A 23,968-nucleotide genomic window follows, 5' to 3' on the forward strand; every position below is an offset into this window, starting at 1 on the left:
TGTCAGGCAGGCAGCGCTGCCGGTGGTGTAGCCAGACGCCGGGAGGGCGACGGGGTTTAGGCGGCGGGAGGTGAGAAAGCGTCTGAGGTGGTCGGCCCGGTATAGTTCCCGGTAATTACGGCAGGGACCAGGCCGGCATGGGAATCAAAGGGAAGCAACCACAGTGACTCGACGAAGAGGGATGTCCCTCGCGGGGCAGTACCTCCTTTTGCAGTTGCTGATTGTCCTGGCAGTCCTGGTGGCCGTGGTGGCCATTTCCCTGGCCCAGTCCGCCGCCACATTTGAGCGGGTCGAGGGCCGCCGCGCCCTCTCCGCCGCAGAGGCGCTCGGCAGCAATCCGGCCGTCCGCGAGCTCCTGCCCACCGCCGAACCCAGGGCCGGAGCTGCCCTGCCCGCCGTGGCAGAATCCGTCCGCACTGTTTCCGGCTCCTCGCACGTCGCACTGGCGAAGATGGACCGGACGGTGGTGGCGTCCTCGGACCCCGGCCTGCTCGGACAGCCCCTGGAACTGGGGGCCAGCCGGGTCCTGGAGGGCCGGGCCTGGACCGGCGTGGTGGCCGGCAGCGGCAGCGCCGTCCTTTCCGCCCACGTCCCGGTGCTGGACGACACCGGGAAAATGATCGGGATCGCCTCCATCAGCAGGGACTACCCCACCACGTTGGAGCGGCTGGGTGACGCCATTCCCAACCTGGTCACCTATGTGGGCGTGGCCAGCGTCCTGGGCGTTGCGGGATCCTTCCTGCTGTCCCGGCGCGTCAAGCGGCAGACCCTGGGCATGGAGCCGAGCGAGATCACCGGGCTGGTGGAAAACCGCGAGGCCATGCTGCACGGGCTCAAGGAAGGCGTGGTTGCCCTTGACCCGAACGAACGCATCACCGTGGCCAATGACAGCGCGCGGGAGCTGCTGGGCCTGCCGGAGGACTGCGTCGGAAAGAGGCTGAATTCGCTCCCGGTGGATCCGGCGCTGAAAGTGGTGCTCACCCGGGACCAGCCGGACCCGGACCAGCTGGTGCTGGTGGGGGAGCGCCTGGTGGTGCTGAACCGGGTGCCCATCCGTTCCCGCGGCCGCGAGATTGGATCCGTCACCACGCTGCGTGACCGGACCGAGCTGTCCTCGCTGGAACGGGAGCTCGGCGCCACCCGGACCGCCACCGACACGCTGCGCGCCCAGGCGCACGAGTTCGCCAACCAGCTGCACGTCATCTCCGGGCTGATCCAGATCGGCGACTACGATTCCGTGGTGCAGTTCGTCAACGGCGCCACCGTGGACAGGACCCGGCTCAACGACGAAGTCACCGCCAGGATCCAGGACCCGGCCCTGGCCGCGCTGCTGATTGCCAAGTCCAGCCTGGCCGCGGAACGCAATGTCACGCTCCAGCTGGACCCCGCCTCCGCCCTGGCTCCCGTCAGCGATGAGCTCTCGCGCGACCTCGCCACGGTGGCGGGAAACCTCGTGGACAACGCGTTCGACGCCGTCTCCGGGGTTGGGCAGGCGACAGTCCGGGTGCTGGTGAAGGACGGCGGGGACCAGGTCACCCTGACCGTGCGGGACAATGGGCCCGGCGTTCCGCCGGAAGCAGTGGAGGACATCTTCCGGCAGGGCTTCACCACCAAGGCCTCCGTCCGGGAAGGCGGCCGCGGGTTCGGCCTGGCCCTGTCCCGCGTGGTCTGCCGCCGGTCCGGCGGCGACCTGACGGTGGACAATGACAACGGGGCGGTTTTCACCGCCCGCTTTACGCGAGGTGTACATCATGATTAAGGTCCTGATCGTCGATGACGACTTCATGGTGGCCAAGGTCCACGCCGGTTTCATCCAGCGGACCCCCGGCTTCACGGTGGTGGGAGCGGCGCATACCGGCGCCCAGGCCGTCGTCGAAACCGAACGCCTGCAGCCGGACCTGGTGCTGCTGGACATCCACCTTCCGGACATCAACGGCCTGGACCTCATGCACCGGCTGCGTGAGGTGGCCCCGGAGCTTGACGTGCTGGTGATCAGTGCCGCCCGCGAAGTGGAAACGGTGCGGAAGGCGCTGCGCGGCGGCATCGTGCACTACCTCATTAAGCCCTTCTCCCAGAAGGACCTGCAGGAACGGCTGGAGCACTACCGGAGCGCGTACCAGGCCCTCGACTCGGCCAAGGACATCGCCGAGCAGTCGGACGTCAACCGGGTGTTCGGGCTGGACAGGAGCGAACGGCCGCTGCCCAAGGGCTGCAGCGTGGAGACCCTGAAGCTGGTGGAGGACGCGCTGAAGGAGGCCGACGGCGACCTGTCGGCTGCCGAGGTTGCCGAACAGCTGGGCACGTCCCGGGTCAGCGCCCGCCGCTACCTGGAGTATCTGAACGATGAGGGCCTGCTCGAGGTGCGGCTGAAGTACGGGGTGGGCCGGCCGGAGCGCAGGTACCTGCTGAAGGCCTGAGGGCTCCGGCGGGCTGAAAACCCCTAGCGCTCACCGCCCGTCGTCGGGCCGGGCAGGAACTCGGAAGGCAGTTCAGCCACCGGGACGATCACCATGTCCTGCACCTTCCAGTCCATCGCTATGCAGGCCTCGCGGGCCTGCTCCAGCTGCTCCAGGCTGGGCATGCTGCCGGCGGCGGGCACCACGAACGATTCCACGTGGAACACGTGCCCCTCGTCCCGGATGCGGGACCGGGCCTCCCGCGTCCAGGGCAGTCCGCGGAGGTAGGCGTCCAGCCGTCGGGCCAACGGGTGCGGGGCGTCGTCGTCGTACGTCATGGCCCTTTTGTCCATCAGCGCCGAGACCGCTCCGCGGGTGTTCCGAATGCCGTCATGAAGGATGCTGCCGGAAATGAGGATGGCCGCGGCGTAGTCTGCCCACCACCAGCCCAGCCCGATCCCGGCCACGCCCACCGCGGCGGCCGCGGCCGTCATCCAGTCGGCCTTGTTCATGTCCGCGTCGGCGTACAGCACCTTGTCGTGCAGCTTCTCCGCGAGCTTCATCTTCACGCGGCCCAGCCAGATGGGCGGCCCGGCCGTGAGCACCATGGCCGTGATCATCAGCCAGCCCAGCCAGATGGTCTGGCCGAAGAAATTAAAGCCGCCGATGGTGGGATGCTCGGCGCTGAGCAGGCCGATGGCCGAATCCACGATCAGGTAGGCGCCCATGACGGTGAGGGCCACCGCTGCGACCACGTGGGCGATGCCCACCGCGCGGTGGTAGCCGTAGGGATGGTCCTCGCTGGGCCGCTTGCGGATGACCCTGGCCGCGAGCAGGAAGGACAGCGGCGGCAGGAAGGACAGGAGATCCTCCACCCAGGCGGCCTTCATGGCCTGGGAGTTGCCGAGCACCGCGTAGACCAGCGCGGTGGAGGCTGCCAGGAAGGCGATGGTGATCCACTCATACTTGCGCGCTTTGCGCAGGGCTTCCTGCTGTTCGGGCGGCAGCTCGGTATGGCCGAACCGGACGGTTTGGGTGCTGTTGGTCCGGATCATGCCTGCCCGCTTTCCAACAGGAACCGGTCCAGCTCAAGGAGGAAGGCGTTCTCGCCCAGCGGGACCAGCATGACGTGCCTGTGCAGGGAGCCGCGGCTGTCGCGGGACTCCGTGTATGGCCGGGTCAGTCCGGCATGGGTGGACCACGGTGTCTTGTCGTCCAGGCCGCCGATCACCAGATCCAGCCCGCCGTGCTTGAGCTCATCGGCCAGGACCTGTTCGGTGCCCGTGACCCACTCGATGTCCGCCCCCAGCCGCTCAGCGAACTGCTGGACCAGCTCGGCCTCCTTGCCCTCGACCCTGGCCGCGCCGCCGCTGCCGGACGGAAGCCGGACCCAGTCGCGGTTGGGGCTGGCGCCCACGCGGAGCGTTCCGCCGCGTACCCGGTCCAGCGTCCCTTCCGGGTCTGCCGGATAGCTGGTGCCGCAGCCGGCCAGGGCCAGCAGCGCGGCCAGCAGCAGGAAAAGTACTTTGCAACGCCGCATGCGCAACTCCTTCCAGCTGAAGATCCACCTCCATAATAGACAGCATGCTTATCACTTTGGCGATTCCGGCGCTGGCGGAGCGTGCAGCGTCAGCGCAGCAGGGTGTCCAGAAGCCGTGCGGCAACCCTTGCCGTCCGCCCGTCCACGTCGAAGGCAGGGTTCAGCTCGGCGATGTCCAGGTGCAGGAGTTTGCCGCTGGCGGCCACCTGCCGGCACACGGCGCTGACGACCGGCAGGGGCACGCCGAACGCGGCGGGGGCGCTGACGCCGGGCGCAACGGCGGCGGGAAGCACGTCCAGGTCGATGGTCAGGTAGAGGACGTCTATGTCGGCCAGGAAGGACGCCACAAACTCCCGGACCCGGTCCGTTTCGCAGTCCTCGTCCAGCAGGTACTGCACGCCGAGGTGCCCGGCGGTGTCGAACAGGGCCCGGGTGTTGTTGGCCTCCGAGACGCCGGCGACGGCGTACCGGAACCGGCGCCCCGCGGCAGCTTCGGCGCGGGCCATCTGGAGGAACGGGGTCCCGGAGCTGGGAACCGGCTCGTCCCGGAGGTCGAAGTGCGCGTCCAGGTTCAGCACACCCAGGCGTGCACCCTGCTGGAGTGCCTGCGATCCGCTCACTCCCAGATAGCTGGCATAAGCGGTCTCGTGGCCGCCGCCGAGTACCGCCGTGAGGTGCCCGGCGTCGAGCAGTTCCGAGACCACGCTCCCGAGCCGCGCCTGGGCGTCTTCGAGCGCCCCCTCGGAAACGGCCACGTCGCCTGCGTCCGTCACGGAACGGTCCAGGTGGAAGGCCAGGGGGCCCAGGGCTTTGCGGATTGCGGCCGGTGCCGCGGCGGCGCCGGTCCGGCCCTTGTTGCGGCGCACTCCTTCATCGCTGGCAAAACCAATCAGCGCGGCAGGCTTGGCGGCGGAACCGGACGTTGCGGCGCCGGTGGAAGGCACCACCGCCTGCCACCAGCGGCGGTGCTCCGGCGCATCGCCGTCGAACCTTCCCGTCCAGGGCGCGGGCGGGACATCGACGGAAGGGGTCATGGAGGCCATGCCTCCAGCTCACCGCATGCCGGCCGCGAAAACCAGCAGCGCCGCCGCGGAGGTGTCTGGAATGCAAGAACCCCGTGTAGTTTTTGTCCACATACGGCGACTTCGCCCGGCTGGAGGTCTCTTTATGTGGACAAAAACGCCCGGCTGCACCGGGAGCCGGCAGAGGCTATGGTGGAGCAATCCCTCCCGGGACCGCACCACGCTGCTTGCGCCGGACCGGCGCAACGAACAGGCCGGAGAACAGCACGTGTTTGAAGCCCCCAATATCCTGTTTGCCGCGGCAGGACTGGCGGTGTTTATCGCCGCGGTGTTGCCCAAACTGCTGCGGAACATGCCGTTTTCGATGCCCATGGTCTTCCTTGGGGCGGGGATGGCAGCCTTTGCCCTGATTCCCACCCTGCCCAACCCGGACCCCCTCGCCCACGGCGACTTTGCCCTGCACCTTTCCGAGATCTGCGTGATCGTCTCGCTGATGGGTGCCGGCCTGGCGCTGGACCGGCCGGTTAGCCGGAGCGGCTGGTCCACCACCTGGCGGCTGCTGGGAGTCGCCATGCCGCTGTGCATCGTGCTCCTGACAGTGCTCGGAATGGGATTCCTGGGACTGGGCCTGGGTGCCGCCCTGCTGGTGGCCTCGAGCCTTGCACCCACGGATCCTGTCCTTGCCTCGGAGGTCCAGGTGGGTGAACCCGCGGATAACGACGACGATGCCAACCAGGAGGACGAGGTCCGGTTCGGCCTCACCTCCGAAGCCGGACTCAACGACGGCCTGGCCTTCCCCTTCGTGTACCTGGCCATCGCCATCAGCATCGCCGGCCCGGACCCGGCCGGCTGGTTCCCGGAGTGGTTCGGGGTGGACGTGCTGTGGCGGCTTGCCATCGGCCTGCTCCTGGGTTTCCTCACCGGAAAGCTGCTGGCACGGCTCTTCTTTTCGGCGCGGAAGGAAAGCCTGCGGCTCTCCAACCACTCAGAAGGGTTTGTCGCCTTGGCCGCGACCTTCCTGGCCTACGGGCTGACCGAGATGGTGGAGGGCTACGGGTTCATCGCTGTGTTCGTCTGCGCCGTCACCATCAGGGCCGCAGAGCACACGCACGGCTACCACCGCGTGCTGCACTCCTACGTGGAACAGCTGGAACGGCTCCTGACGGTGGTCATCCTGGTCCTGCTCGGTGGTGCCATCGCCCGGGGCCTGCTGGCCGGAATGGGGCTGGCAGAGGTGCTGGTGGCGCTGGTGTTCCTGCTGCTGGTCCGCCCGCTGGCAGGTTGGCTGGGACTGCTGGGCGGGAAGACCGGTCCGCGGGAAAGGATTGCCCTGTCCTTCTTCGGCATCCGCGGGATCGGCTCCCTCTATTACCTCTCCTACGCGCTGGGCAAGGGCGAGTTCCCGGACCAGGCGGAGTGGCTCTGGGGCTTCGTGGGGCTGGTTGTCGCCATGTCCATTGTCATCCACGGCGCCACCACCTCGCCGCTCATGAACCGGCTGGACCGGCTGCGGGAAAAGAAAGCCCGGGCGGTGTCCGGGGACGAGGGCCTGGCCCCGAACACGCCCGTGTAGGGCTACATTCCCAGGGCCGCCTCAATGGGGCCGACGGCGAAGAACAGCAGGAACGCGCCGGCCACGGCCCACATCAGCGGGTGGATGTCCTTGACCCGGCCCTGGACGGTGCGGATGAGCACGTAGGCGATGAAGCCGGCACCCAGGCCGTTGGCGATGGAGTAGGTGAAGGGCATCAGGGTGAAGGTCAGGAAAGCGGGGATGGCGATGCCCCAGTCCTGCCAGTCGATCTTGCCCACCTGGGACACCATCATGAAGCCCACCACCACCAGCGCCGGTGCCACGGCCTCGAACGGGACCAGGTTGATGAGCGGGGTGAAGAACATGGCAACGAGGAACAGCAGGCCCGTGACGATCGAGGCGATACCGGTCCGGGCGCCCTCGCCGATGCCGGCGCCCGCCTCGACGTAGATCTGGTTGGAGGACACGGACGCGCCGCCGCCAACAATGGCACCCAGCGCGTCCACCTGGAGCACGCGGTCCACGTTCGGAATGTTGCCGTGCTCGTCCACCGTGCCTGCTTCATTGGCCAGTCCCACCATGGTGCCCATCGCATCGAAGAAGATGCTGAGCAGGATGACGAACGCCAGTAGCGTGGCCGCCACGAATCCGAGGCGGTCGAATGCGCCGAATGGGTTTGCCTTGCCGATCAGGGAAAGGTCCGGTGCGGCCCACTCCGAAAACGTGGGGGCCACCAGCGACCAGCCCTGCGGGTTGTACTCCTTGCCCGGGACCACGCTGGGGCCGATGCGCAGCGTCAGTTCCAGGATGACGGAGATGACCGTGGAAGTGATGATGCCGATCAGGATGGCGCCTTTGACCTTGCGGACCACCAGCGCGATGGTGAGGACCAGGCCGAAGACGAACACCGCCGTCGGCCAGCCCAGGAGCTTGCCGTCAAAGCCGAGGCCCACCGGGACCGTGGTGCCGGCCACGTCCGGGATGCGCCGGACAAAGCCTGCATTCACGAGCCCGATCAGGGCGATGAACAGCCCGATCCCCACCACGATCGCGGTCTTGAGTCCGTCCGGCACGGCCTTGAAGACGGCGGTCCGGAATCCCGTGAGGACCAGGATCAGCATGGTCACGCCGGACAGGACCACCAGTCCCATCATGTCCGGCCACGTCAGCCCGGGGTTGGTGGCCACGGTGACGGCAACGAAGGCGTTGACGCCCAGGCCGGTGGCAAGCGCGAAGGGATGCTTTGCCCAGGCGCCCATCAGGATGGTCAGGATGCCAGCAACGAACGCCGTCACCGCTGCAACCGCGGTGAACCCGAGCGTGGTGCCGGTGGAATCGGGGCCTGAGAGGATCAGCGGGTTCAGCACCACGATGTAGCTCATGGCGAAGAAGGTGGCGAAGCCGCCGCGGATTTCGCGGGAGAGGTTGGAGCCGCGCTCGGTGATCTTGAAATACCGGTCCAGGGCAGAGCCTTGCTTAAGCATTAGTCCTCCGGGGGAGTATGTGGGGATACCTGCATCCTATGGCGGCGGCGGCGGAAGCCCCGGCAAATTCGCCTAGTCTGTAAGGAAGCCAACACAAGGAGCAGTACCGCATGCGCCCCATCCGCCGCCGTCCGCTGAACTTCCTGCTCGGATTCCTCGTCCTTGCTGCCGCAATGCTGGGCCTGGCCGGTCCGGCCGCCGCCCACGACGCCGCCGAATCCAGCAGCCCGGCGCAGGGCGCGTCTGTCCCCGTCCCGCCGGAACAGGTGTCGGTGACGTTCAGCAACAAGCCCCTGGGAATTGGCGCGTCCGTCTCCGTGAAGGACGCTTCGGGCACGGAGTGGGCCGACGGGCAGGTCCAGATCGTTGACAACGTGGCATCCCAAAAGCTCCGGCCGGGAGCACCCGCAGGCGCGTACACCGTGTCGTGGCGCGTGGTCAGTTCGGATTCACACCCCATCGAGGGCACCTTCGGCTTCACCGCCGCCGCCGCTGCCGCAGCGGGAACGGCTCCGGCCACGGGCCCGACGGCGGCCGCCACCGTTCCGGGAATGGGCACCGCGGAGCCGGGAGCCACGGCTGAGCCGTCCGTGCCCGCGGACTCCGGCGAGCCCTTCCAGTGGAGCATCGTGATCTTCGCTGCGGTGGCGATGGGCCTGCTGGTAGCGCTGGCTGTCATCGCAAAGCGCCGGCTGTCCGCCGGCGAAGAGCCGGACGCGGGATAGCCCGTCCCCAACGGGAGGCTTCGGGCAGCAGCGCCGGCGCACACGCTAGCAGGGCAGCATCGCGAGGCTGCCGGTTGACGGCGGGGCCAGGGGAGCCGGGTGGACTTTGGCCGAAATGGCCAGCCCCACGGTCTTGGCCTGGCGCAGGACTTCCTTGGGGGAGGGCGTAATCAGCTCACCGACGCCCACCAAATAGATGCCGATGGCCCGCATGGCCGCAGCCAGGTTCCGCCCCACGGCGATGCCGAACTCGTTGATCATCCGCCGGAGCTGGCTCTGTGCGCAGCGGGTCAGAACAATGTGGTCTGCCAGGAGGACACCCGTGGCCGTGTGGACTTCCCACTGCGGGGCGGGTGCGGCATCCACCTTGGTCAGTTGCACCGCGCGGGTAGTGTTCCGAATGTCCACCTGGTGGCTGGCGGCATAGTTGCGCAGGTGCCGCAGGATCTCGTTGCGCTCCCTGAGGGTGGCGGGGTCCGCCGCGTCGCAGCGCTGCAGTGACGCCGTTGCGGGCTGGGCGGCGCCCAGGACGTCGAGGCCGTCCACCACGATGGAGTCCACCCCGCGCCGGCGCAGCTCGGCCGCTACGGCAAGGCCGGAAAGCCCCGTGCCAATGATCACGGTGGTGGTCTGTTCGGTCCCGGCACTCCCAGGCATGCTTGACACTACAGTTTCCCTCCTTCGAAGTTTCGGCTGGTGCCGGCATCCTCGCCGGCGCGCGTTCCGTGCCCCCCAAAGTCCGGCCGCAGCACATTGGAGGGCAGCCCTGGCAGGCAGTGCCTGCGGGCTTCCCGGACCAACAATGTCCTGAAGACTACAGAACATTTCCGGCCAGGGATAGCCCAAAACGCAAACATTCTTCTGCGGGTGAACGCGCTTTCCGGAGGGGTGTGGAAAGGCTGTGGATAACATGTGGATTTCCGCGCTGATCAGGCTTGCTAAGGCATCCCGGACGGAGAATAGTGAGAAGCGGAGGCGGGTTGTTCCGCCGGCGCCCGCGACGGCCCGCCGGGTGCGGGAAACGCTCCCCGCTTCTGGCAGAATAGCCGCAACATCAGCGGCAGTAGCGCAAGGAGGCGGCCCCATGGGCGCACACGAGTTGCATCCGGACCCGGCCCGGGACGGCGGCGGCACTTCCGCCGCGCCTGAGGGGATCGTGGTTGGCGTGGACGGCTCGGACCATGGCCAGTGCGCCCTGGTGTGGGCGGCCCGTGAAGCCCAGCGCCGCCGTCGTCCCCTGCACATCGTGACCGCATACTCCGTGCCCATCTTCGCTGCCTCCGGCCTTGACGGCGGCTACGCCACAGTGGACGACTCCGTCATCCGTGAGGGCGCCGAGGCCGTGGTCCGGCAGGCCCTGCAGAAGGTCTCCCAGTACGACATCGAGGTGACCTCGTCCGTGGAGAACGGTGACGCCTCGGGAGTGCTGCTGGACATGTCCGAAACCGCCGAACTCCTGGTATTCGGCACCCGCGGCCGCGGCGGCTTCGTGGGCCGGCTCCTGGGCTCGGTCAGCAGCGCCCTGCCCGCCCACGCCAAATGCCCCACGGTGACCGTGCCGCTCATCTGCTCCGACCGGCTCGGCGAAACCACCGAGGACCGGCGCATCAAGGCAGAACAGGCGAAGGCCGGGCACCAGCGCGTAGAAAATGTGGTGGTGGTGGGCGTGGACGGATCGGAACAGGCCCGGGTAGCCGTGCTGGAAGCAGCAGACCAGGCTGAACGGCTGGGCGCCACGCTGCGTGTGGTGTGCGCCGTCCCCCAATACAGCGGCTCGCTGGCCTGGGTTCCGGCACCGATGGACCGCAAGGCCCTTTTCGCCGACATCCAGGTGACCCTGGACGCCGGCATGGCCTGGCTGCGGAGCCATTACCCGGCCCTTCCCGCCGAATCGCAGTTGCGGGACGGATCACCCGTGGACGTGCTGGTGGAGGAAAGCCGCCACGTGGAGCTGGTGGTGGTGGGAACCCGCGGCCGGGGCGGCTTCACTGGAATGCTGCTGGGTTCCACGTCCGACGGCGTGCTGCACCACGCCAAGGGTCCCGTCATGGTGGTCCCGGACCGGGAAGACCCCCGGCTGGCGGACCGGGCCAGGTTCGGGCCCATCCTCGGTGACGCTGCCTGATCCCGTAGCCCCGCCACGAGGGACGCCAGGACATGCAGCCGCACGCCGAGCCCGGCGGAAGCCCCGCGGTGGACACTCCCGGACTGGTCCGGGACCTGTCCTCCCTGGACACCGCCATGCTGGACCTGGCCGGAGGCAAGGCAGCCAACCTGGGCGAACTGATGTCCGCGGGCCTGCCCGTGCCGGACGGCTTCTGCCTCACCACTGAGGCGTACCGCCGGGCCACCGGCGCGCCTGCTTCTCTGCTTCCCGGTCTCGCCTATGTCCAGGCCGCCCTGGAGCCGGCGCCCGGCCCTGTGGATCCTTCGGCCCTGGCGGATCTTGCCGCGGGGGCCCGCAGTGCCATCCTTGCTGCGCCGATCCCCGCTGACATTGCCGCCGCCGTCGAACAGGCCTACCGCGGACTGGGTCACGACGTGCCGGTGGCGGTGCGGTCATCGGCCACCGCGGAAGACCTGCCGTTCGCAAGCTTCGCCGGGCAGCAGGACACGTACCTCAACGTGGTGGGTGTGGCCCCCGTGCTGGAAGCGGTGCGTAAGTGCTGGGCGTCGCTCTGGACGGACCGCGCCACCATCTACCGCGCGGGCCTGGGCATCGATCCTGCCGGCGTCGCCCTGGCCGTGGTGGTCCAGCGGATGGTGGAGGCCGAGACCGCCGGGGTCATGTTCACCGCCAACCCGCTCACCGGCCGCAGGGGCCACGCCGTCATCGATGCCAGCCCCGGCCTGGGCGAGGCAGTGGTGTCCGGTGCAGTCAACCCGGACCATTATGTGGTTGATGCCCTGACGGGGAGGGTCCTGGAACGGAAACCGGGGGACAAGAAGGTGGCGGTCCGGGCAGTCCCGGGAGGCGGGACCCGGACCATTGAGGCGCCGGACGCCGCAGCGGGCGAGTGCCTCGATGACGCCCAGGCCACCGCCCTGGCACGGCTGGGCCGCCAGGCAGAGCAATACTTCGGGGCGCCGCAGGACATCGAATGGGCCATCGACGGCTCCGGAACCCTGTGGCTGACCCAGTCCAGGCCCATCACCACCCTCTACCCGGTCCCGCAACGGACCGGCGCGCAGGGCGGCACCGGTACCAGGGTCTACCTCTGCTTCAGCCTCGCGCAGGGCCTGACCCGGCCAATCACACCCATGGGCCGGGCGGTATTCCGGCTCATTGCCTCCTCGGTGGCGCAGGCGGCACGGTTCCACGTTCCCGATCCCCGCAAGGGGCCGTCCCCCTATGCGGAGGCCGGCCAGCGGCTGTACTTCGACCTCACCACTCCGCTGCGGAGCACCGTGGGCCGGTGGATCCTTCCCCGCGTGTTCGACATCATGGAGGCCCGCTCGGCGACCCTGCTCAGGCAGCTCTTCGACGAGCCCGCGTTCTCCGTGACGCGCAGGACGCCGCTGGCGCTGCTCCGCCATGTTGTCCCCGCCGCCGTCCGGGCAAGGGCCCCGGAGTCGCTCCTGCGGGGGATGTTCAGGCCGGCTGCTGCACTCCGCCGCCTGGACCGCTTCACCCGCGACTTCGAGGCTGCCCTGGAAGCGCCGCCCGCTGCAGGACCCGCCGCGCGCCTTGAGCACGCCGAAATGCTCCTGCGGACCCGCCTGTTCACCATCGTGCCCGCCATCCTGCCGCTGCCCGCCCTGGGGTTCGCCATGCTCGCCGTTGCAGGGAAGGTGCTGGGCGGGGCCCGGTGGGACGAACTCGAGCCGGTGCTTCGCGGCCTGCCCAACAACGTGACCACCGAGATGGACCTGGAACTGTGGCGGCTCGCCGTTGCCATCTGGGACGACGCCGAATCGTACACCGCCCTCACAACGCAGGACCCGTCCCGCCTGGCCAGGGAGTTCCAGGCCGGGCGCGTCCCCGCCAGGCTTGAGGCCGGCCTCACCCGGTTCCTCGACCGGTACGGCCACCGGGCAGTGGCGGAGATCGACGTCGGGATGCCGCGCTGGTCCGACGACCCCGCCCACATCATCGGTGTCCTGGCCAACTATCTTCGGCTGGAGGTCCCGGACCTGGCGCCCGACGTGCAGTTCAGCAAGGCGGCAGAGGACGCCGACGCGCAGGTGGCAAGGCTGGTCGCCCGTGCAGGGGCACGAAGCCCCCTGCACGCCGTCGTGGTCCGGGCTGCCCTGCGAAGGGCACGGCTCTTTGCCGGGCTGCGTGAGCTGCCGAAGTACCAGCTGGTCCTGGGCCTCGCGGAGGTCCGCAGGCAGCTGCTGCACGTCGGCAAGGAGCTTGCCGAAACCGGAATCCTTGAACAGCCTGACGACATTTTCTTCCTCGACTTCCACGAAGCGCACCAGGCCCTTCCGGATCATCCTGGCGGCGCGGTCCCGGACCTGCGGGAGCTGGTGGCGGAGCGGCGGGCAGCGTACGAGTGGGAAGTCGGGCGGCGGCGCATCCCCCGGGTGCTGCTGTCGGACGGCACCGAGGTCGAGGCGCTGCAACCGGCGGCCGCAACAGCGTCGGACGGTGCACTGACCGGGAGCCCCGCCTCCACAGGATCCGTGACAGCGGCTGCCCGGGTCATCCTGGATCCCGTGGGCGCGCACCTGGAGCCCGGCGAAATCCTGGTGGCCCCGTCCACAGACCCCGGCTGGACCCCGCTGTTCCTCACGGCGGGCGGACTGGTGATGGAGATGGGCGGCCCCAACTCGCACGGCGCGGTGGTGGCCCGGGAGTATGGCATTCCGGCCGTCGTGGGAGTTCCCGATGCCACGGGCAGGATCACCACCGGGCAGAGGATTACGGTCGACGGCGGCGCGGGAACCGTGACGCCTGCCTGACCAGTCCCCGGGGTACCAAAACCCCTTCCGGGAGGGGGCTTCCGGCCCGTGTCTACGTGCCTGCGCAGGCGTAACCTTGAGCTATGGGCTCAGAAGCAGCGGGCTCCGGCACCACCGGCTCCGGCAGTTGGCTCCAACGGCGGAACGCGCCGGGCGCCAGGCGTGCCTGGCTGCGGTGGCTGCCTGCCATGACAGTACCTGCAGTGATCGCGGCCGGGGTGCTCGCGGGATCCATCCCGGCCCGGGCGGGCGACCCCCTGCCCGAAAAGTCGCCGGCGGAAGTGCTGGCCCTGCTGGGGCAGCACAAGGTCTCCACGTTCTCCGGCACCGTTGAGCAATCGTCGGATCTGGGACTGCCTGAACTTCCCCCTGCCGGGCCTGCGTCCGGGCCCGCCTCGGCAGGCGGCGCAGCCTCCCTGTTCGAGCTGCTCTCCGGCGGGCACACCGCACGGGTTTACATGGACGGCAAGGCCAAAGTCCGGGTACAGGTGGTGGACCGGCTGGCCGAACGTGACATTGTCCGCCGGGGCAATGACGTCTGGTTCTATTCCTCCAAGGACAACTCCACGGCGCATCTGACCCTTCCGGCCTTTGCCAGCGACCTGCCGCTGTACGTGCCGCCGACCGCCGGGCCGCAGGACCCGAACGTGCCGCCGGCCGAACCGGACAAGCCGGGCGCCATGCACACGCACACGCCCGCGGACATCGCCGGACACCTCCTGGCCAAGGTGGAGCCAAGCACCGCCGTGTCAATTGGTGAGGATGTGGACGTTGCAGGGCGCACCGCCTACAACCTGGTGCTTGAGCCCCGCACCGATGCCACGCTCGTGGGCAAGGTGGCCATTGCCGTGGACGGGGAAACCGGGATGCCCCTGTCCGTCCAGGTGACCGCCCGCGGTGCCTCCTCGCCGTCGTTCCGTGCCGGCTTCACCAGCCTTTCCCTGGACGCGCCGGACGACTCCCTCTTCACCTTCGCCCCGCCGCCCGGCAGCCCCGTGAAGGAACTGCAGTTCCGTGACCCGGACCGGTGGCCCCTCAACTTCCGTGCGCCCGGCATGATCATCACCCCGGAAGACCTGGCAGCCCTCAGGCAGCATCCGGCCCGCCCCTCCGTGACCGGAACGGGCTGGGAGACGGTGGTGGGGATCCCGGCCGCTGCCGCGGGCGGAACCCTCGCTGACTCGCTGCTGCGGGATCCGCTCCTGTCCCAGGCCGCCGTCGCTGTCCCCGGCGGGCGGCTGCTGTCCACCACGCTCCTGAACGTCCTCATCACCGATGATGGCCGCATCTTCGCCGGCATGGTGCAGCCGGACAGGCTGCAGGCCGCTGCGTCGGCGGCTCCGTGATCCCGCAGGGCGGAAGCGGGTCCGGGAAGTACAACCTTGCCATCGAGACGCGGGGCCTGACCAAGCACTTTGGCCGGCAGGTTGCCGTGGACGGCGTGGACCTCGCCGTGCCGCCCGGTTCCGTCTTCGGGTTCCTTGGCCCCAACGGATCCGGTAAAACCACAACCATCCGTATGCTGCTGGGCCTCGCGGCGGCGTCAGCAGGAACGGTGAGCCTGCTGGGGATGGAAATGCCGGGCAGGTTCCGGGACGTGCTGCCGCGGGTGGGCGCGCTGGTGGAAGGGCCCGCCTTCTACCCCTTTCTGTCCGGTGCAGCGAACCTTTCCCGGCTGGATGCCGCCGGCCGCAGCACCGTGCCCGCCACCCGGAAGGGCCGGGTGGACCGTGCCCTGGAACGGGTGGGGCTCTCACATGCCGCCGGCAAGAAGGTGCACGCCTACTCGCTGGGGATGAAGCAGCGGCTGGGCATCGCCAACGCACTGCTCGCCCGCCGGGACCTGCTGGTGCTGGATGAGCCCACCAACGGACTCGACCCCCAGGGCACGCGGGAGGTGCGCAACCTGGTCCGTTCCCTTGCCCATGACGGGGCCACGGTCTTTGTCTCCAGCCACCTGCTCGCCGAGGTGGAGCAGATGTGCACGCACGCGGCCATCATGAGCGCCGGCCGCCTCGTGGCGCAGGGACCGCTCGCCGAACTGCGCCGTGCCGGCAGCGCACGGATCCGGCTCCTGACACCCGACGCCGGTCAGGCCAGGTCTGTGCTTGCCGGCTTGGGCCTGGCGGCGGACGCCGGCGGATCCCAGCCCGACGGCGAGATCCTCCTCGCCAGCCTGTCCGCCGCTGCCGACGGCCGTCTGCCCGAGGATGTTGTGGGGCAGCTGGTGGCGGGCGGCGTGCGGGTCCGGGGATTCGCCGTCGAACGCGAAAGCCTGGAAGACCGCTTTGTTGCCTTGACCGGAGAGGGGTTCGACGTTGCCCAGTAGCGTGCCGGCGGAAGTCCCCGGAACAGCCGCGCCGGCGGTCCGGGAGGCGCGGGAATCCGCGTCCTCGTTGATGCTCTCGGAACTGCGGGTCCTGTTCGGCCGCCGCCGCACCTGGGCGCTGCTGCTTGCACTGGCAGCCATTCCCGTGCTGATCGCCATCGCGGTGCGGGTTTCGTCCGCCGTCCCGCCCGGCCGGGGCCCGGCCTTCCTGGACCGGATCAGCCAGAACGGCCTCTTTGTTGCCTTCACCGCCATGCTGGTCTCGGTGCCGCTGTTCCTGCCGCTCACGGTGGGGGTGGTGGCGGGGGACACCATCGCCGGCGAGGCAAACCTGGGCACCCTCCGGTACCTGCTCGTGGCGCCCGCCGGGCGGGTCCGGCTGCTGCTGGTCAAATACGCAGGGGCGCTCGCGTTCTGCATTGTCGCGCCGCTCACCGTCGGCCTTGCCGGTGCCGCAATTGGCGCGGCCCTGTTTCCGGTGGGGCCCGTGACGCTGCTGTCGGGGGACGTCATCCAGCCGCCTGAAGCCGCGGTCCGCATCCTCCTGATTGCCGCGTACCTGGCCGTTTCGCTGGCGGGCCTTTCCGCCGTCGGGCTCTTCCTGTCCACCCTCACGGTGGTTCCGGTGGGTGCCATGGCTGCCACCGTGGTGGTGTCGGTGGTGTCCCAGGTCCTGGACCAGCTGCCGCAGCTGGAATGGCTGCACCCGTGGCTGTTCAGCCATTACTGGTTCGGGTTCGGCGACATGCTGCGCCAGCCCCTGCTGTGGGACTCATTCACCAGCAACGCCCTGCTGCAGGGCGGCTACATTGCAGTGTTCGGGGCGCTGGCGTACGGACGGTTCGTCACCAGGGACATCCTGAGCTGATGCCGGGGCAGGGCCGGCCACGCTTATGCGTGCTGGTGCGCCTCATGCTCCGAGTGGCTGGCCGGCTCCAGCTGGAAGGTGCAGTGGTCGGTGTCGAAGTGCGAGCCCAGGCAGGTGATGAGCTTGTCCAGCAGCTGGTCGGCACCGCGCGCATTCAGCACCCCGTCCTCCACCACCACATGGGCAGAGAACACGGGCACACCGGAGGTGATGGTCCAGATATGGATGTCGTGCACGTCGGTGACGCCTGCCACGGACAGGATGTGCTCACGGATCATCTGGACTTCCACACCCTTGGGGCTGGCTTCCAGCAGGACATCCACCACGTCGCGCAGCAGGCTCCAGGCCCGCGGCAGGATCAGGATGGCGATCACCACCGAGGCGATGGTGTCCGCGGCGTTGAAACCGGTCAGCATGATCACAACGGCGGCGGCAATAACGGCGAACGAGCCCAGGAGGTCGCCGAGGACCTCCAGGTAGGCGCCGCGCACGTTGAGGCTTTCATGGTGGGCGCCATGCAGGATCAGGAGGGACACAACGTTCGCCACCGCGCCAAGGATGGCGGCGAAGAGCATGATGTCCGTGGCCACTTCCGGGGCGGAGCCGATCCGGCGGATGGCCTCGGTGAAGATCACCACGGAGATCACGATCAGGATGAGGGCGTTGGCCAGCGCTGCCAGCACCTCTGCGCGCTGGTACCCGTAGGTGCGCTGGTCGCTGGCGGGCCTGCCGGCAATCCAGGCGGCGAGGAGGGCGATTGTCACCCCGGCTGCGTCGGAGAGCATGTGCCCGGCGTCAGCCAGCAGGGAGAGCGACCCGGACAGGACGGCCCCCACCACCTGGACCAGGACAACGGCAAGCGTGATCACCAGCACGGCCACGAGCCGCTTGCGGTGCTGGCCGGTAGCGGTGATGCCGTGGGTGTGGCTGTGGTCGTGTCCCATGCCTACAAGGCTAGCCCCAGCCCAGCTCGTGCAGCCGGTCATCGGAAATGCCGAAGTGGTGCGCGATCTCATGGACGACGGTTACCGCCACCTCATGGATCACGTCCTCCCGGGACGAGCAGATTTCCAGGATGGGTTCCCGGAAGATGGTGATCCGGTCCGGCAGGGACCCTGCGTCCCACCAGGAGTCGCGTTCGGTCAGCGGGACGCCTTCGTAGATTCCCAGCAGCACGGTGTCCGGATCTTCCCCCGGCCCGGGCACGTAATCGTCGTCGATGAAGACGGCCACGTTGTCCATGGCACGGGCCAGCTTGTCCGGGATGCTGTCCAGCGCGTCGGACACCGCGGCCTCGAATTCATCCGCGGACATCCGGAAGCCCAGCGGCTCATGCGGACCGTCGGGAATGATCGGAAGGCCGGGTGGAAGGCTGGGAGGCATACTTCGACTTTAGCGCCGAACAGCCGCCGGAGCCCCTATCCCTTGGCGGCTCCGGCGGCGGGTCAGCCCTACGCCCAGCAGGCAGATGACGCCGCCCGCCAGGCCCCAGGCCGTGGGAACCTCGCCGAGCAGGAGCCAGGAAATGAGCACGGTAACTCCGGGAACCAGGTAGGTGGTGGCTGCCAGCTTGCCGGCGTCCACGAGCGAGAGTGCGTAAGCCCAGGTTGTGAAGGCGATGGCAGTGGGGAAGACACCCAGGTACACCAGCCCGGCCGTGGCTTCGGGCGGTGCGGCCTGCAGCTCGGAGGCCAGTTGCCCGGCAAAGGGCAGGCAGCACACCGATCCCACCATGATGCCGAACCAGGTGGCCTGCGCCGCGGGGAATTTCCGCAGGACAGGCTTCTGGATGATCACGCTCACCGCGGCGAGCACGGCGGCAAGGAGGCACAGCGCAACTCCCGCCAGGTCCGCCGTCGCGCTTTTCCCCGGGCCGGGCGCCGTCCCGGCAGCCGGTCCGGACCCCAGCGCGATAAGCGCCACCCCAACAAAGGCCACGGTGCTGCCGATCAGCAGCCACCGCGGAAAGCCCTCCTTGAGGAAGAGGCCGGCCATGATGGCCACCAGGATGGGGCTGACGTTGATGAGCAGGGCGCTGGTGCCCGCATCAAGGACATGCTCGGCGGCGTTCAGCGCCACGTTGTAGCCGCCGAACCACATGACCCCGTAGGCCAGGATGGGCCACCATTCGCGCCCCCGCGGCAGATTGCGGTTCTTCAGCAGTTGCGGCAGCACCACGAAAGACAGCACGACGGCGGCAACCGCCAGCCTGCCGAGCGTCAGGGATCCGGGGGAGAAGTGCGGCCCGATGGCCCGGATTCCCACGAATGCCGAGGCCCAGAACACCACGGTGACGGCCATCGCCGCGACGCCCAGGGCCCTGGCCCGGGACGCTGCCGGAGGAGACTCGGAATTGGGTTTGCGGGCGGGGGCGGTGAAGGGCATGCAGCCAATGTATCCGGACGGGACGGGCCGGGGCTGGCGGAAATCGGCCACGTCTGGGCAACTTCCTGCCAAAGTTGCACGACCCTTGAGCCGGCGGCGCTCCCGGCCTCCGCTAGGATGCGGATTATGGTCTCAAACCCTGCTCCACCCCGCGATAACGCACGTCTTGCCAGGATCATCATTTGGATCGTGCTGGCGGTCATCGTGATTGGCGGGGCGGTGTGGTTCGCGCTCTCGGTGGCAGGGAGGCAGCAGCAGGCGGCGCCCCCCGCAGCGGGGGCTGAGCAGCTTGTCCGGGCGGACAGCCACCGGCTCACCACCCCGGCGGTGGAGAAAGCCCAGCTGGTGGAGTTCCTCGACTTCGAGTGCCCGTCCTGCGGTTCCATCCACCCTGTGGTGGAGGAGCTCAAGGCGGAGTTCGGGGACCGGATCACGTTCGTGCACCGGCACTTCCCGCTGTCGATGCACCCGAACTCGGGCCAGGCCGCACTCGCTGCCGAGGCCGCCGGGCAACAGGGCCAGTACCAGCAGATGGCCAACAGGCTTTTCGAGACCCAGTCCCAGTGGGCCGGCAGCCAGCAGTCCCAGGCGCCGCTGTTCCGCAGCTATGCGGAGGAGCTGGGGCTGGACCTGGCCCTGTATGACGCCGCCGTCGCCGACCAGCAAACGGAGGAGCGGGTCCTGGCGGATATCGCAGACGGAAAGGCGCTGGGTGTCAGCGGCACTCCAACCTTCTTCCTCAACGGCGAAAAGCTGGTCCTCTCCACGAAGGCGGACTTCCGGCAGAAACTCGCTGACGCCGTCGAATAGCTGCGCCGTGGGCGGCTGCCGCGGCCGCAGTGGCAACGGTTACTTCGCCGCGGCCCACTCCAGCAACCGTTCCACCGGCCACGTGGTGATGATGCGGTCCTGCGGGACGTCGTTCCGGGCAGCACGCTCGGCGCCGTACTGAAGGAAGTCGAGCTGGCCGGGAGCGTGCGCGTCACTGTCGATCGAGAACAGGCACCCGGCCTCCAGCGCAAGTTGGATCAGCGGATCAGGCGGGTCCTGCCGCTCGGGCCGGGAGTTGATTTCCACTGCCACGTTGTTTTCGGCGCAGGCGGCAAAGACCTCCCTGGCATCGAATTCCGACGGCGGGCGGGTACCGCGCGAGCCCTCCACCAGCCGGCCGGTGCAGTGGCCAAGCACGTTCGTATGCCGGGCCTGGATGCCGCCGAGCATCCGCCGGGTCATGGTTTTCCGGTCGGCGCGCAGCTTTGAGTGGACGCTGGACACCACGATGTCCAGGCGGTCCAGCAGCTCCGGGTCCTGGTCCAGCTCGCCGGATTCCAGGATGTCCACTTCGATTCCCGTCAGCAGCCGCACTTTGCCTTCCGGCTGCCCTTTGGACCCGGCCTGCCCGTCGGCGTTGATCGCCGCCACCACATCCAGTTGCCTGGTGAGGCGCTCCGCTGACAGCCCGTTGGCGATGGTGAGGTTGGGCGAGTGGTCCGTCAGCGCCAGGTACTCCCGGCCCAGTACCCAGGCGGCCGCCACCATCAGCTCGATGGGGGAGCCGCCGTCGGACCAGTCGCTGTGGCTGTGCAGGTCGCCGCGGAGGGCGCTCCGAAGTTCGCTGCCGCCGGTGGCCAGCGGCTGGGCGCCCTTTTCCCGCAGGTCGGCCAGATAGTCGGGGACGCCGCCCGCCACGGCCTGCTGGATGACCTGGTAGGTCCGGTCTCCGATGCCCTTCATGGATTTCAGCCTGCCGGTCCTGGTCCGCTCAGCCACTTCTTCGGCCGGCAGCGGGCTGATGGCCGCGGCGGCCTTCCGGAAGGCCTGGACCTTGAAGGTGGCAGCGCGTCCGCGCTCCAGCCAGAAGGCAATCTCATTGAGCGCTGCAACGGCATCCATCAGTCCATCTTCACCTGTTCTCCCTGTTCAGGCACGGGGTTTTTGGCCGATTTTGGATTATCAGGAACTAGGCCCTATAGTTTTAGAGTCCAGTTCGGAGAACGCAAAGGACAAAGACGGAAAGCCTCGCTTTACGCCTTTTATTTTGCTCCGAACGGGTTCTGGCCCCCATCGTCTAGCGGCCTAGGACACCGCCCTTTCACGGCGGCGGCACGGGTTCGAATCCCGTTGGGGGTACGCAAGGAACTGGTCAAACAGACTAAAAAAGTCTGGTAGGCTGGAAGCCTTGAAAAAAGCGGTAGAGATACTGCGAAAGCAAGAAACGCAAGGCCCTGTAGCGCAGTTGGTTAGCGCGCCGCCCTGTCACGGCGGAGGTCGCGGGTTCAAGTCCCGTCAGGGTCGCTCTGATTGTTGGAAGCAATTCCGGCTCTCATGGTGACTAGTCACCTAGGCTCTGTAGCTCAGTTGGTAGAGCGTTCGACTGAAAATCGAAAGGTCACCGGATCGACGCCGGTCGGAGCCACCACTGGGAAGCATCAGTTCTTCGGAACTGGTGCTTTTCTGCTTAACCAGCTTTTCCCATCCTGGCCGTCAGCATGCAGCTTGGCACCCAGGCCTGGCATCTGCCGCCGCACCCGCCGGACCCGCACCCAGAGCAGCCCCTCCTCACTTCTTCGGCTGGCCGCTGCCGGAGCGACGGGCGGAGTCATTTTCGACGCACACAAGCACTTCCGCGGCGCCCGCCCATTCCCGACGCGCCCGCCCATTCCCGACCCGCAAGGAGTTTTGCGCGGCCCAAATCCGGGGTGCGGGGAGGAAGATGCGCGTCGCCATTAATTTTGCGTGGCCCTGGCGGTGTAATTCCCGCCTCATTTTGGCCGCCGCGCAGATGTGGGCAACCCAACAGCGGGCTGCTCCGCAAGAAATAATTTGTCTGACATCTGTAACATTTGACGCTGCAAAACCGATATGGCACGCGCGCGCATTGGGATGTGTAAGCGCTTGCACAATCGGGTGGAACTCGGTTTTCGAGGCCGCGAAACACGGTTTGAAATGCCGTGAAAGGCCTGCCTAGCGTGGAGACCGGCCCGGATATCCCCGGTATCACCACGGGCCGCATGTGGGACCCCACCCAGGTCCCGCCCCTCGACACGACGGCGTCCTCGATGACGCCTGCCAAGGTGTCGAGGCTCGCCGGAGTGCGGGGAACCAGGGCATCCGCCCGTCTTCCACGAACAGTTTCAACTCCGCGAGAAGAGCAAACATGCACAAGCACCCCCAAGCACCCCGGATGCTGCGGTGGCGGTCCGCCGCCGCAGCACTGGCAACAGCCGTGGCTGCCTCGACCTTCCTTGCCGTGCCGTCGGCACAGGCCAACGAGCCTGCCGATCCGCCGGCCGCAGAGCAGATGCCGGCCCCCACCCCCGGCTTCCCCCTCCCCACGGAACACACCCAGGAAGCTTTCGACCCGGCGTCGGACTTCACCTCCAAGTGGACCCGCGCCGATGCCAGCCAGATCATGGCGCAGAGCGACACCACGGTGGCTCCCGGGCAGAACTCCATGAGCCCGGACGTCACCATGCCGGAAATCCCCGAGGATTTCCCCACCATGAACGAGGACGTCTGGGTCTGGGACACCTGGTCCCTGACGGACGAGCACGCCAACCAGATCAGCTACAAGGGCTACGACGTCATCTTCTCGCTCGTCGCTGACCGCCACGCGGGCTACAACTTCGACCAGCGCCACTGGAACGCCCGCATCGGCTTCTTCTTCCGCAAGACCAACGCGGACCCGGCCAAGGACAAGTGGAACTACGGCGGGCACCTTTTCGTGGACGGTTCCTCCATCGGGAACACCGAATGGTCCGGCTCCACCCGCCTGATGCAGGGCAACCACGTGAACGTGTTCTACACGGCCACCACCTTCCACGATGTGGCCGAGCGGAACGCCGGCGGCGGCGGCATCGCCCCGGACGCGGCCATCGCCAAGGCCCTCGGCAACATCCACGCCAACGAGGAACGCGTCTGGTTCGACGGCTTCGAGCACACCAAGCTGCTTGAGCCGGACGGCAAGATGTACCAGACCAAGGAACAGAACCCCGGCTTCGCGTTCCGTGACCCGTTCACCTTTGCCGACCCGGCGCACCCCGGCAAGACCTTCATGGTCTTCGAAGGCAACACGGGCGGCAACCGCGGCGAGTACCAGTGCACCGAGGAAGACCTCGGCTACCGTGAGGGCGATGCCAACGCAGAGTCCCTCGACGAGGTGAACAGCAGCGGCGCCTACTACCAGACCGGCAACGTGGGCCTCGCGGTGGCGGACAACAAGGACCTCACCAAGTGGTCCTTCCTGCCTCCGATCCTCTCCGCGAACTGCGTGAACGACCAGACTGAACGTCCCCAGATCTTCATCCAGAACGAGGACGGCAAGAACAAGTACTACCTGTACACGATCAGCCACCAGTTCACGTACGCAGCAGGCATGCGCGGCCCCGACGGCGTCTACGGCTTCGTGGGCGACGGCGTGCGCTCCGACTACCAGCCGGTCAACAACTCCGGCCTGGCACTTGGCTCGCCCACCGACCTCAACCTGCCCGCCAACAACCCGAGCGGCACCATCTCCGGCCAGCAGAACGGCCGGCAGTTCCAGGCCTACTCGCACTACGTGCAGCCCAACGGACTGGTGCAGTCATTCATCGACAACGTCAACGGCGTCCGCGGCGGCTCCCTGTCCCCGACCGTGAAGATCAACTTCAAGAACGGCATCACCCAAGTTGACCGCAGCTTCGGCCAGAACGGCCTTGGCCCCTTCGGCTACCTGCCCACCAACGTCAAGGTCGGCGGCGAAGGACTGTACAAGTAGACCGCGGCATAGCCGCACCGC

General features: G+C 68.0%; 20 protein-coding genes and 3 tRNA genes. 14 read left to right on the forward strand and 9 right to left on the reverse strand.

Going from position 1 to position 23,968, the window contains the following annotated elements; all coding sequences use genetic code 11:
• Window positions 1–181: 181 nt before the first annotated feature.
• Both ACJJV6_RS10445 and ACJJV6_RS10450 read left to right on the forward strand, forming a co-directional pair.
• Window positions 182–1,759 carry a sensor histidine kinase gene (locus ACJJV6_RS10445; protein ID WP_009357248.1) on the forward strand — a complete coding sequence of 526 codons (1,578 nt, stop codon included), beginning with the start codon at window positions 182–184 and terminating at the stop codon, window positions 1,757–1,759.
• The gene (locus ACJJV6_RS10450) at window positions 1,752–2,417 is read left to right on the forward strand and encodes a response regulator (protein WP_009357247.1); all 666 of its coding nucleotides are present in this window, start codon (window positions 1,752–1,754) and stop codon (window positions 2,415–2,417) included. Before ACJJV6_RS10445 ends, ACJJV6_RS10450 begins: the two co-directional genes overlap by 8 nt.
• Before the next feature lie 23 nt (window positions 2,418–2,440).
• On the opposite strand, the gene ACJJV6_RS10455 is transcribed toward ACJJV6_RS10450, so the two are convergent.
• The 3 genes from ACJJV6_RS10455 to hutG all read right to left on the reverse strand — a co-directional run bounded on the left by ACJJV6_RS10455 (window position 2,441) and on the right by hutG (window position 4,979).
• Window positions 2,441–3,451 carry a cation diffusion facilitator family transporter gene (locus ACJJV6_RS10455; protein ID WP_009357246.1) on the reverse strand — a complete coding sequence of 337 codons (1,011 nt, stop codon included), beginning with the start codon at window positions 3,449–3,451 and terminating at the stop codon, window positions 2,441–2,443.
• Entirely contained in the window at window positions 3,448–3,936 is a 489-nt protein-coding gene (locus ACJJV6_RS10460; RefSeq protein ID WP_009357245.1) for a transporter substrate-binding domain-containing protein, read from the reverse strand. The genes ACJJV6_RS10455 and ACJJV6_RS10460 overlap by 4 nt, the downstream gene beginning before the upstream one ends.
• 89 nt (window positions 3,937–4,025) lie before the next feature.
• The gene (gene hutG, locus ACJJV6_RS10465; RefSeq protein WP_009357244.1) at window positions 4,026–4,979 is read right to left on the reverse strand and encodes a formimidoylglutamase; all 954 of its coding nucleotides are present in this window, start codon (window positions 4,977–4,979) and stop codon (window positions 4,026–4,028) included.
• 247 nt (window positions 4,980–5,226) lie between these two features.
• On the opposite strand from hutG, the gene ACJJV6_RS10470 reads away from it, so the two are divergent.
• A complete protein-coding gene (locus ACJJV6_RS10470; RefSeq protein WP_354177101.1) occupies window positions 5,227–6,531 on the forward strand; it encodes a cation:proton antiporter in 1,305 nt (434 codons plus the stop codon).
• 2 nt (window positions 6,532–6,533) lie between these two features.
• On the opposite strand, the gene ACJJV6_RS10475 is transcribed toward ACJJV6_RS10470, so the two are convergent.
• The gene (locus ACJJV6_RS10475) at window positions 6,534–7,976 is read right to left on the reverse strand and encodes an NCS2 family permease (protein ID WP_009357243.1); all 1,443 of its coding nucleotides are present in this window, start codon (window positions 7,974–7,976) and stop codon (window positions 6,534–6,536) included.
• 110 nt (window positions 7,977–8,086) lie between these two features.
• Here ACJJV6_RS10475 and ACJJV6_RS10480 point away from each other — a divergent pair, with 110 nt between their 5' ends.
• The gene (locus ACJJV6_RS10480; protein ID WP_407708870.1) at window positions 8,087–8,701 is read left to right on the forward strand and encodes a copper resistance protein CopC; all 615 of its coding nucleotides are present in this window, start codon (window positions 8,087–8,089) and stop codon (window positions 8,699–8,701) included.
• 45 nt (window positions 8,702–8,746) lie between these two features.
• On the opposite strand, the gene ACJJV6_RS10485 is transcribed toward ACJJV6_RS10480, so the two are convergent.
• A complete protein-coding gene (locus ACJJV6_RS10485) occupies window positions 8,747–9,358 on the reverse strand; it encodes an NAD(P)-binding protein (protein ID WP_407710490.1) in 612 nt (203 codons plus the stop codon).
• A gap of 427 nt (window positions 9,359–9,785) precedes the next feature.
• Between ACJJV6_RS10485 and ACJJV6_RS10490 the strand changes: the two genes are divergently transcribed.
• The 5 genes from ACJJV6_RS10490 (at window position 9,786) to ACJJV6_RS10510 (ending at window position 16,806) form a co-directional block, all read left to right on the forward strand.
• Window positions 9,786–10,826, forward strand: coding sequence for a universal stress protein (locus ACJJV6_RS10490; RefSeq protein WP_009357240.1), 1,041 nt, complete (start codon window positions 9,786–9,788; stop codon window positions 10,824–10,826).
• Window positions 10,827–10,858: 32 nt separating this feature from the next.
• On the forward strand, window positions 10,859–13,609 hold the full coding sequence (locus ACJJV6_RS10495) for a PEP/pyruvate-binding domain-containing protein (protein ID WP_407708871.1): 2,751 nt from the start codon (window positions 10,859–10,861) through the stop codon (window positions 13,607–13,609).
• Window positions 13,610–13,692: 83 nt separating this feature from the next.
• Window positions 13,693–14,955 (forward strand): LolA family protein, encoded by a 1,263-nt coding sequence (locus ACJJV6_RS10500; RefSeq protein ID WP_407708872.1) that lies wholly within the window; start codon window positions 13,693–13,695, stop codon window positions 14,953–14,955.
• Window positions 14,952–15,938, forward strand: a complete 987-nt coding sequence (locus ACJJV6_RS10505; protein WP_407708873.1) for an ABC transporter ATP-binding protein — start codon at window positions 14,952–14,954, stop codon at window positions 15,936–15,938. Before ACJJV6_RS10500 ends, ACJJV6_RS10505 begins: the two co-directional genes overlap by 4 nt.
• A 70-nt stretch (window positions 15,939–16,008) precedes the next feature.
• Complete coding sequence (locus tag ACJJV6_RS10510) at window positions 16,009–16,806, forward strand: ABC transporter permease (protein WP_009357238.1); 798 nt, start codon at window positions 16,009–16,011, stop codon at window positions 16,804–16,806.
• 23 nt (window positions 16,807–16,829) lie between these two features.
• Here the strand turns inward: ACJJV6_RS10510 and ACJJV6_RS10515 are convergent, their stop codons facing one another.
• From ACJJV6_RS10515 to ACJJV6_RS10525, 3 genes are read right to left on the reverse strand one after another with little or no spacing between them, the layout of a single operon-like run.
• The gene (locus tag ACJJV6_RS10515) at window positions 16,830–17,750 is read right to left on the reverse strand and encodes a cation diffusion facilitator family transporter (protein WP_407708874.1); all 921 of its coding nucleotides are present in this window, start codon (window positions 17,748–17,750) and stop codon (window positions 16,830–16,832) included.
• Window positions 17,751–17,760: 10 nt separating this feature from the next.
• Complete coding sequence (locus ACJJV6_RS10520) at window positions 17,761–18,189, reverse strand: metallopeptidase family protein (protein WP_009357237.1); 429 nt, start codon at window positions 18,187–18,189, stop codon at window positions 17,761–17,763.
• Between the two features lie 9 nt (window positions 18,190–18,198).
• Window positions 18,199–19,191, reverse strand: a complete 993-nt coding sequence (locus ACJJV6_RS10525; protein WP_407708875.1) for a DMT family transporter — start codon at window positions 19,189–19,191, stop codon at window positions 18,199–18,201.
• Window positions 19,192–19,317: 126 nt separating this feature from the next.
• On the opposite strand from ACJJV6_RS10525, the gene ACJJV6_RS10530 reads away from it, so the two are divergent.
• Entirely contained in the window at window positions 19,318–20,001 is a 684-nt protein-coding gene (locus tag ACJJV6_RS10530) for a DsbA family protein (RefSeq protein WP_407708876.1), read from the forward strand.
• Between the two features lie 39 nt (window positions 20,002–20,040).
• Here the strand turns inward: ACJJV6_RS10530 and ACJJV6_RS10535 are convergent, their stop codons facing one another.
• Entirely contained in the window at window positions 20,041–21,084 is a 1,044-nt protein-coding gene (locus ACJJV6_RS10535; protein ID WP_407708877.1) for a PHP domain-containing protein, read from the reverse strand.
• A gap of 164 nt (window positions 21,085–21,248) precedes the next feature.
• Here ACJJV6_RS10535 and ACJJV6_RS10540 point away from each other — a divergent pair.
• From ACJJV6_RS10540 to ACJJV6_RS10555, 4 genes are all read left to right on the forward strand, one after another.
• Window positions 21,249–21,321: transfer RNA gene (locus tag ACJJV6_RS10540), tRNA-Glu, on the forward strand.
• Window positions 21,322–21,412: 91 nt separating this feature from the next.
• Window positions 21,413–21,486, forward strand: a tRNA-Asp gene (locus ACJJV6_RS10545).
• Window positions 21,487–21,534: 48 nt separating this feature from the next.
• Window positions 21,535–21,610: transfer RNA gene (locus ACJJV6_RS10550), tRNA-Phe, on the forward strand.
• A gap of 738 nt (window positions 21,611–22,348) precedes the next feature.
• Window positions 22,349–23,947: a glycoside hydrolase family 68 protein gene (locus ACJJV6_RS10555; RefSeq protein ID WP_133348381.1), complete on the forward strand. Its 1,599-nt coding sequence runs from the start codon at window positions 22,349–22,351 to the stop codon at window positions 23,945–23,947.
• The last annotated feature ends 21 nt before the right edge of the window (window positions 23,948–23,968 follow it).

The organism is Arthrobacter nitrophenolicus, assembly GCF_045833485.1.
Taxonomy (GTDB): domain Bacteria; phylum Actinomycetota; class Actinomycetes; order Actinomycetales; family Micrococcaceae; genus Arthrobacter; species Arthrobacter nitrophenolicus.

Excerpts from the sequence above, each read along its gene's own strand:
- ACJJV6_RS10445 (WP_009357248.1), top strand. The coding sequence starts at position 182 with ATGTCCCTCGCGGGGCAGTACCTCCTTTTGCAGTTGCTGATTGTCCTG.
- ACJJV6_RS10450 (WP_009357247.1), top strand. The coding sequence starts at position 1,752 with ATGATTAAGGTCCTGATCGTCGATGACGACTTCATGGTGGCCAAGGTC.
- ACJJV6_RS10455 (WP_009357246.1), bottom strand. The coding sequence starts at position 3,451 with ATGATCCGGACCAACAGCACCCAAACCGTCCGGTTCGGCCATACCGAG.
- ACJJV6_RS10460 (WP_009357245.1), bottom strand. The coding sequence starts at position 3,936 with ATGCGGCGTTGCAAAGTACTTTTCCTGCTGCTGGCCGCGCTGCTGGCC.
- hutG (WP_009357244.1), bottom strand. The coding sequence starts at position 4,979 with ATGGCCTCCATGACCCCTTCCGTCGATGTCCCGCCCGCGCCCTGGACG.
- ACJJV6_RS10475 (WP_009357243.1), bottom strand. The coding sequence starts at position 7,976 with ATGCTTAAGCAAGGCTCTGCCCTGGACCGGTATTTCAAGATCACCGAG.
- ACJJV6_RS10480 (WP_407708870.1), top strand. The coding sequence starts at position 8,087 with ATGCGCCCCATCCGCCGCCGTCCGCTGAACTTCCTGCTCGGATTCCTC.
- ACJJV6_RS10485 (WP_407710490.1), bottom strand. The coding sequence starts at position 9,358 with ATGCCTGGGAGTGCCGGGACCGAACAGACCACCACCGTGATCATTGGC.
- ACJJV6_RS10490 (WP_009357240.1), top strand. The coding sequence starts at position 9,786 with ATGGGCGCACACGAGTTGCATCCGGACCCGGCCCGGGACGGCGGCGGC.
- ACJJV6_RS10495 (WP_407708871.1), top strand. The coding sequence starts at position 10,859 with ATGCAGCCGCACGCCGAGCCCGGCGGAAGCCCCGCGGTGGACACTCCC.
- ACJJV6_RS10500 (WP_407708872.1), top strand. The coding sequence starts at position 13,693 with ATGGGCTCAGAAGCAGCGGGCTCCGGCACCACCGGCTCCGGCAGTTGG.
- ACJJV6_RS10510 (WP_009357238.1), top strand. The coding sequence starts at position 16,009 with ATGCTCTCGGAACTGCGGGTCCTGTTCGGCCGCCGCCGCACCTGGGCG.
- ACJJV6_RS10515 (WP_407708874.1), bottom strand. The coding sequence starts at position 17,750 with ATGGGACACGACCACAGCCACACCCACGGCATCACCGCTACCGGCCAG.
- ACJJV6_RS10520 (WP_009357237.1), bottom strand. The coding sequence starts at position 18,189 with ATGCCTCCCAGCCTTCCACCCGGCCTTCCGATCATTCCCGACGGTCCG.
- ACJJV6_RS10525 (WP_407708875.1), bottom strand. The coding sequence starts at position 19,191 with ATGCCCTTCACCGCCCCCGCCCGCAAACCCAATTCCGAGTCTCCTCCG.
- ACJJV6_RS10530 (WP_407708876.1), top strand. The coding sequence starts at position 19,318 with ATGGTCTCAAACCCTGCTCCACCCCGCGATAACGCACGTCTTGCCAGG.
- ACJJV6_RS10535 (WP_407708877.1), bottom strand. The coding sequence starts at position 21,084 with ATGGATGCCGTTGCAGCGCTCAATGAGATTGCCTTCTGGCTGGAGCGC.
- ACJJV6_RS10555 (WP_133348381.1), top strand. The coding sequence starts at position 22,349 with ATGCACAAGCACCCCCAAGCACCCCGGATGCTGCGGTGGCGGTCCGCC.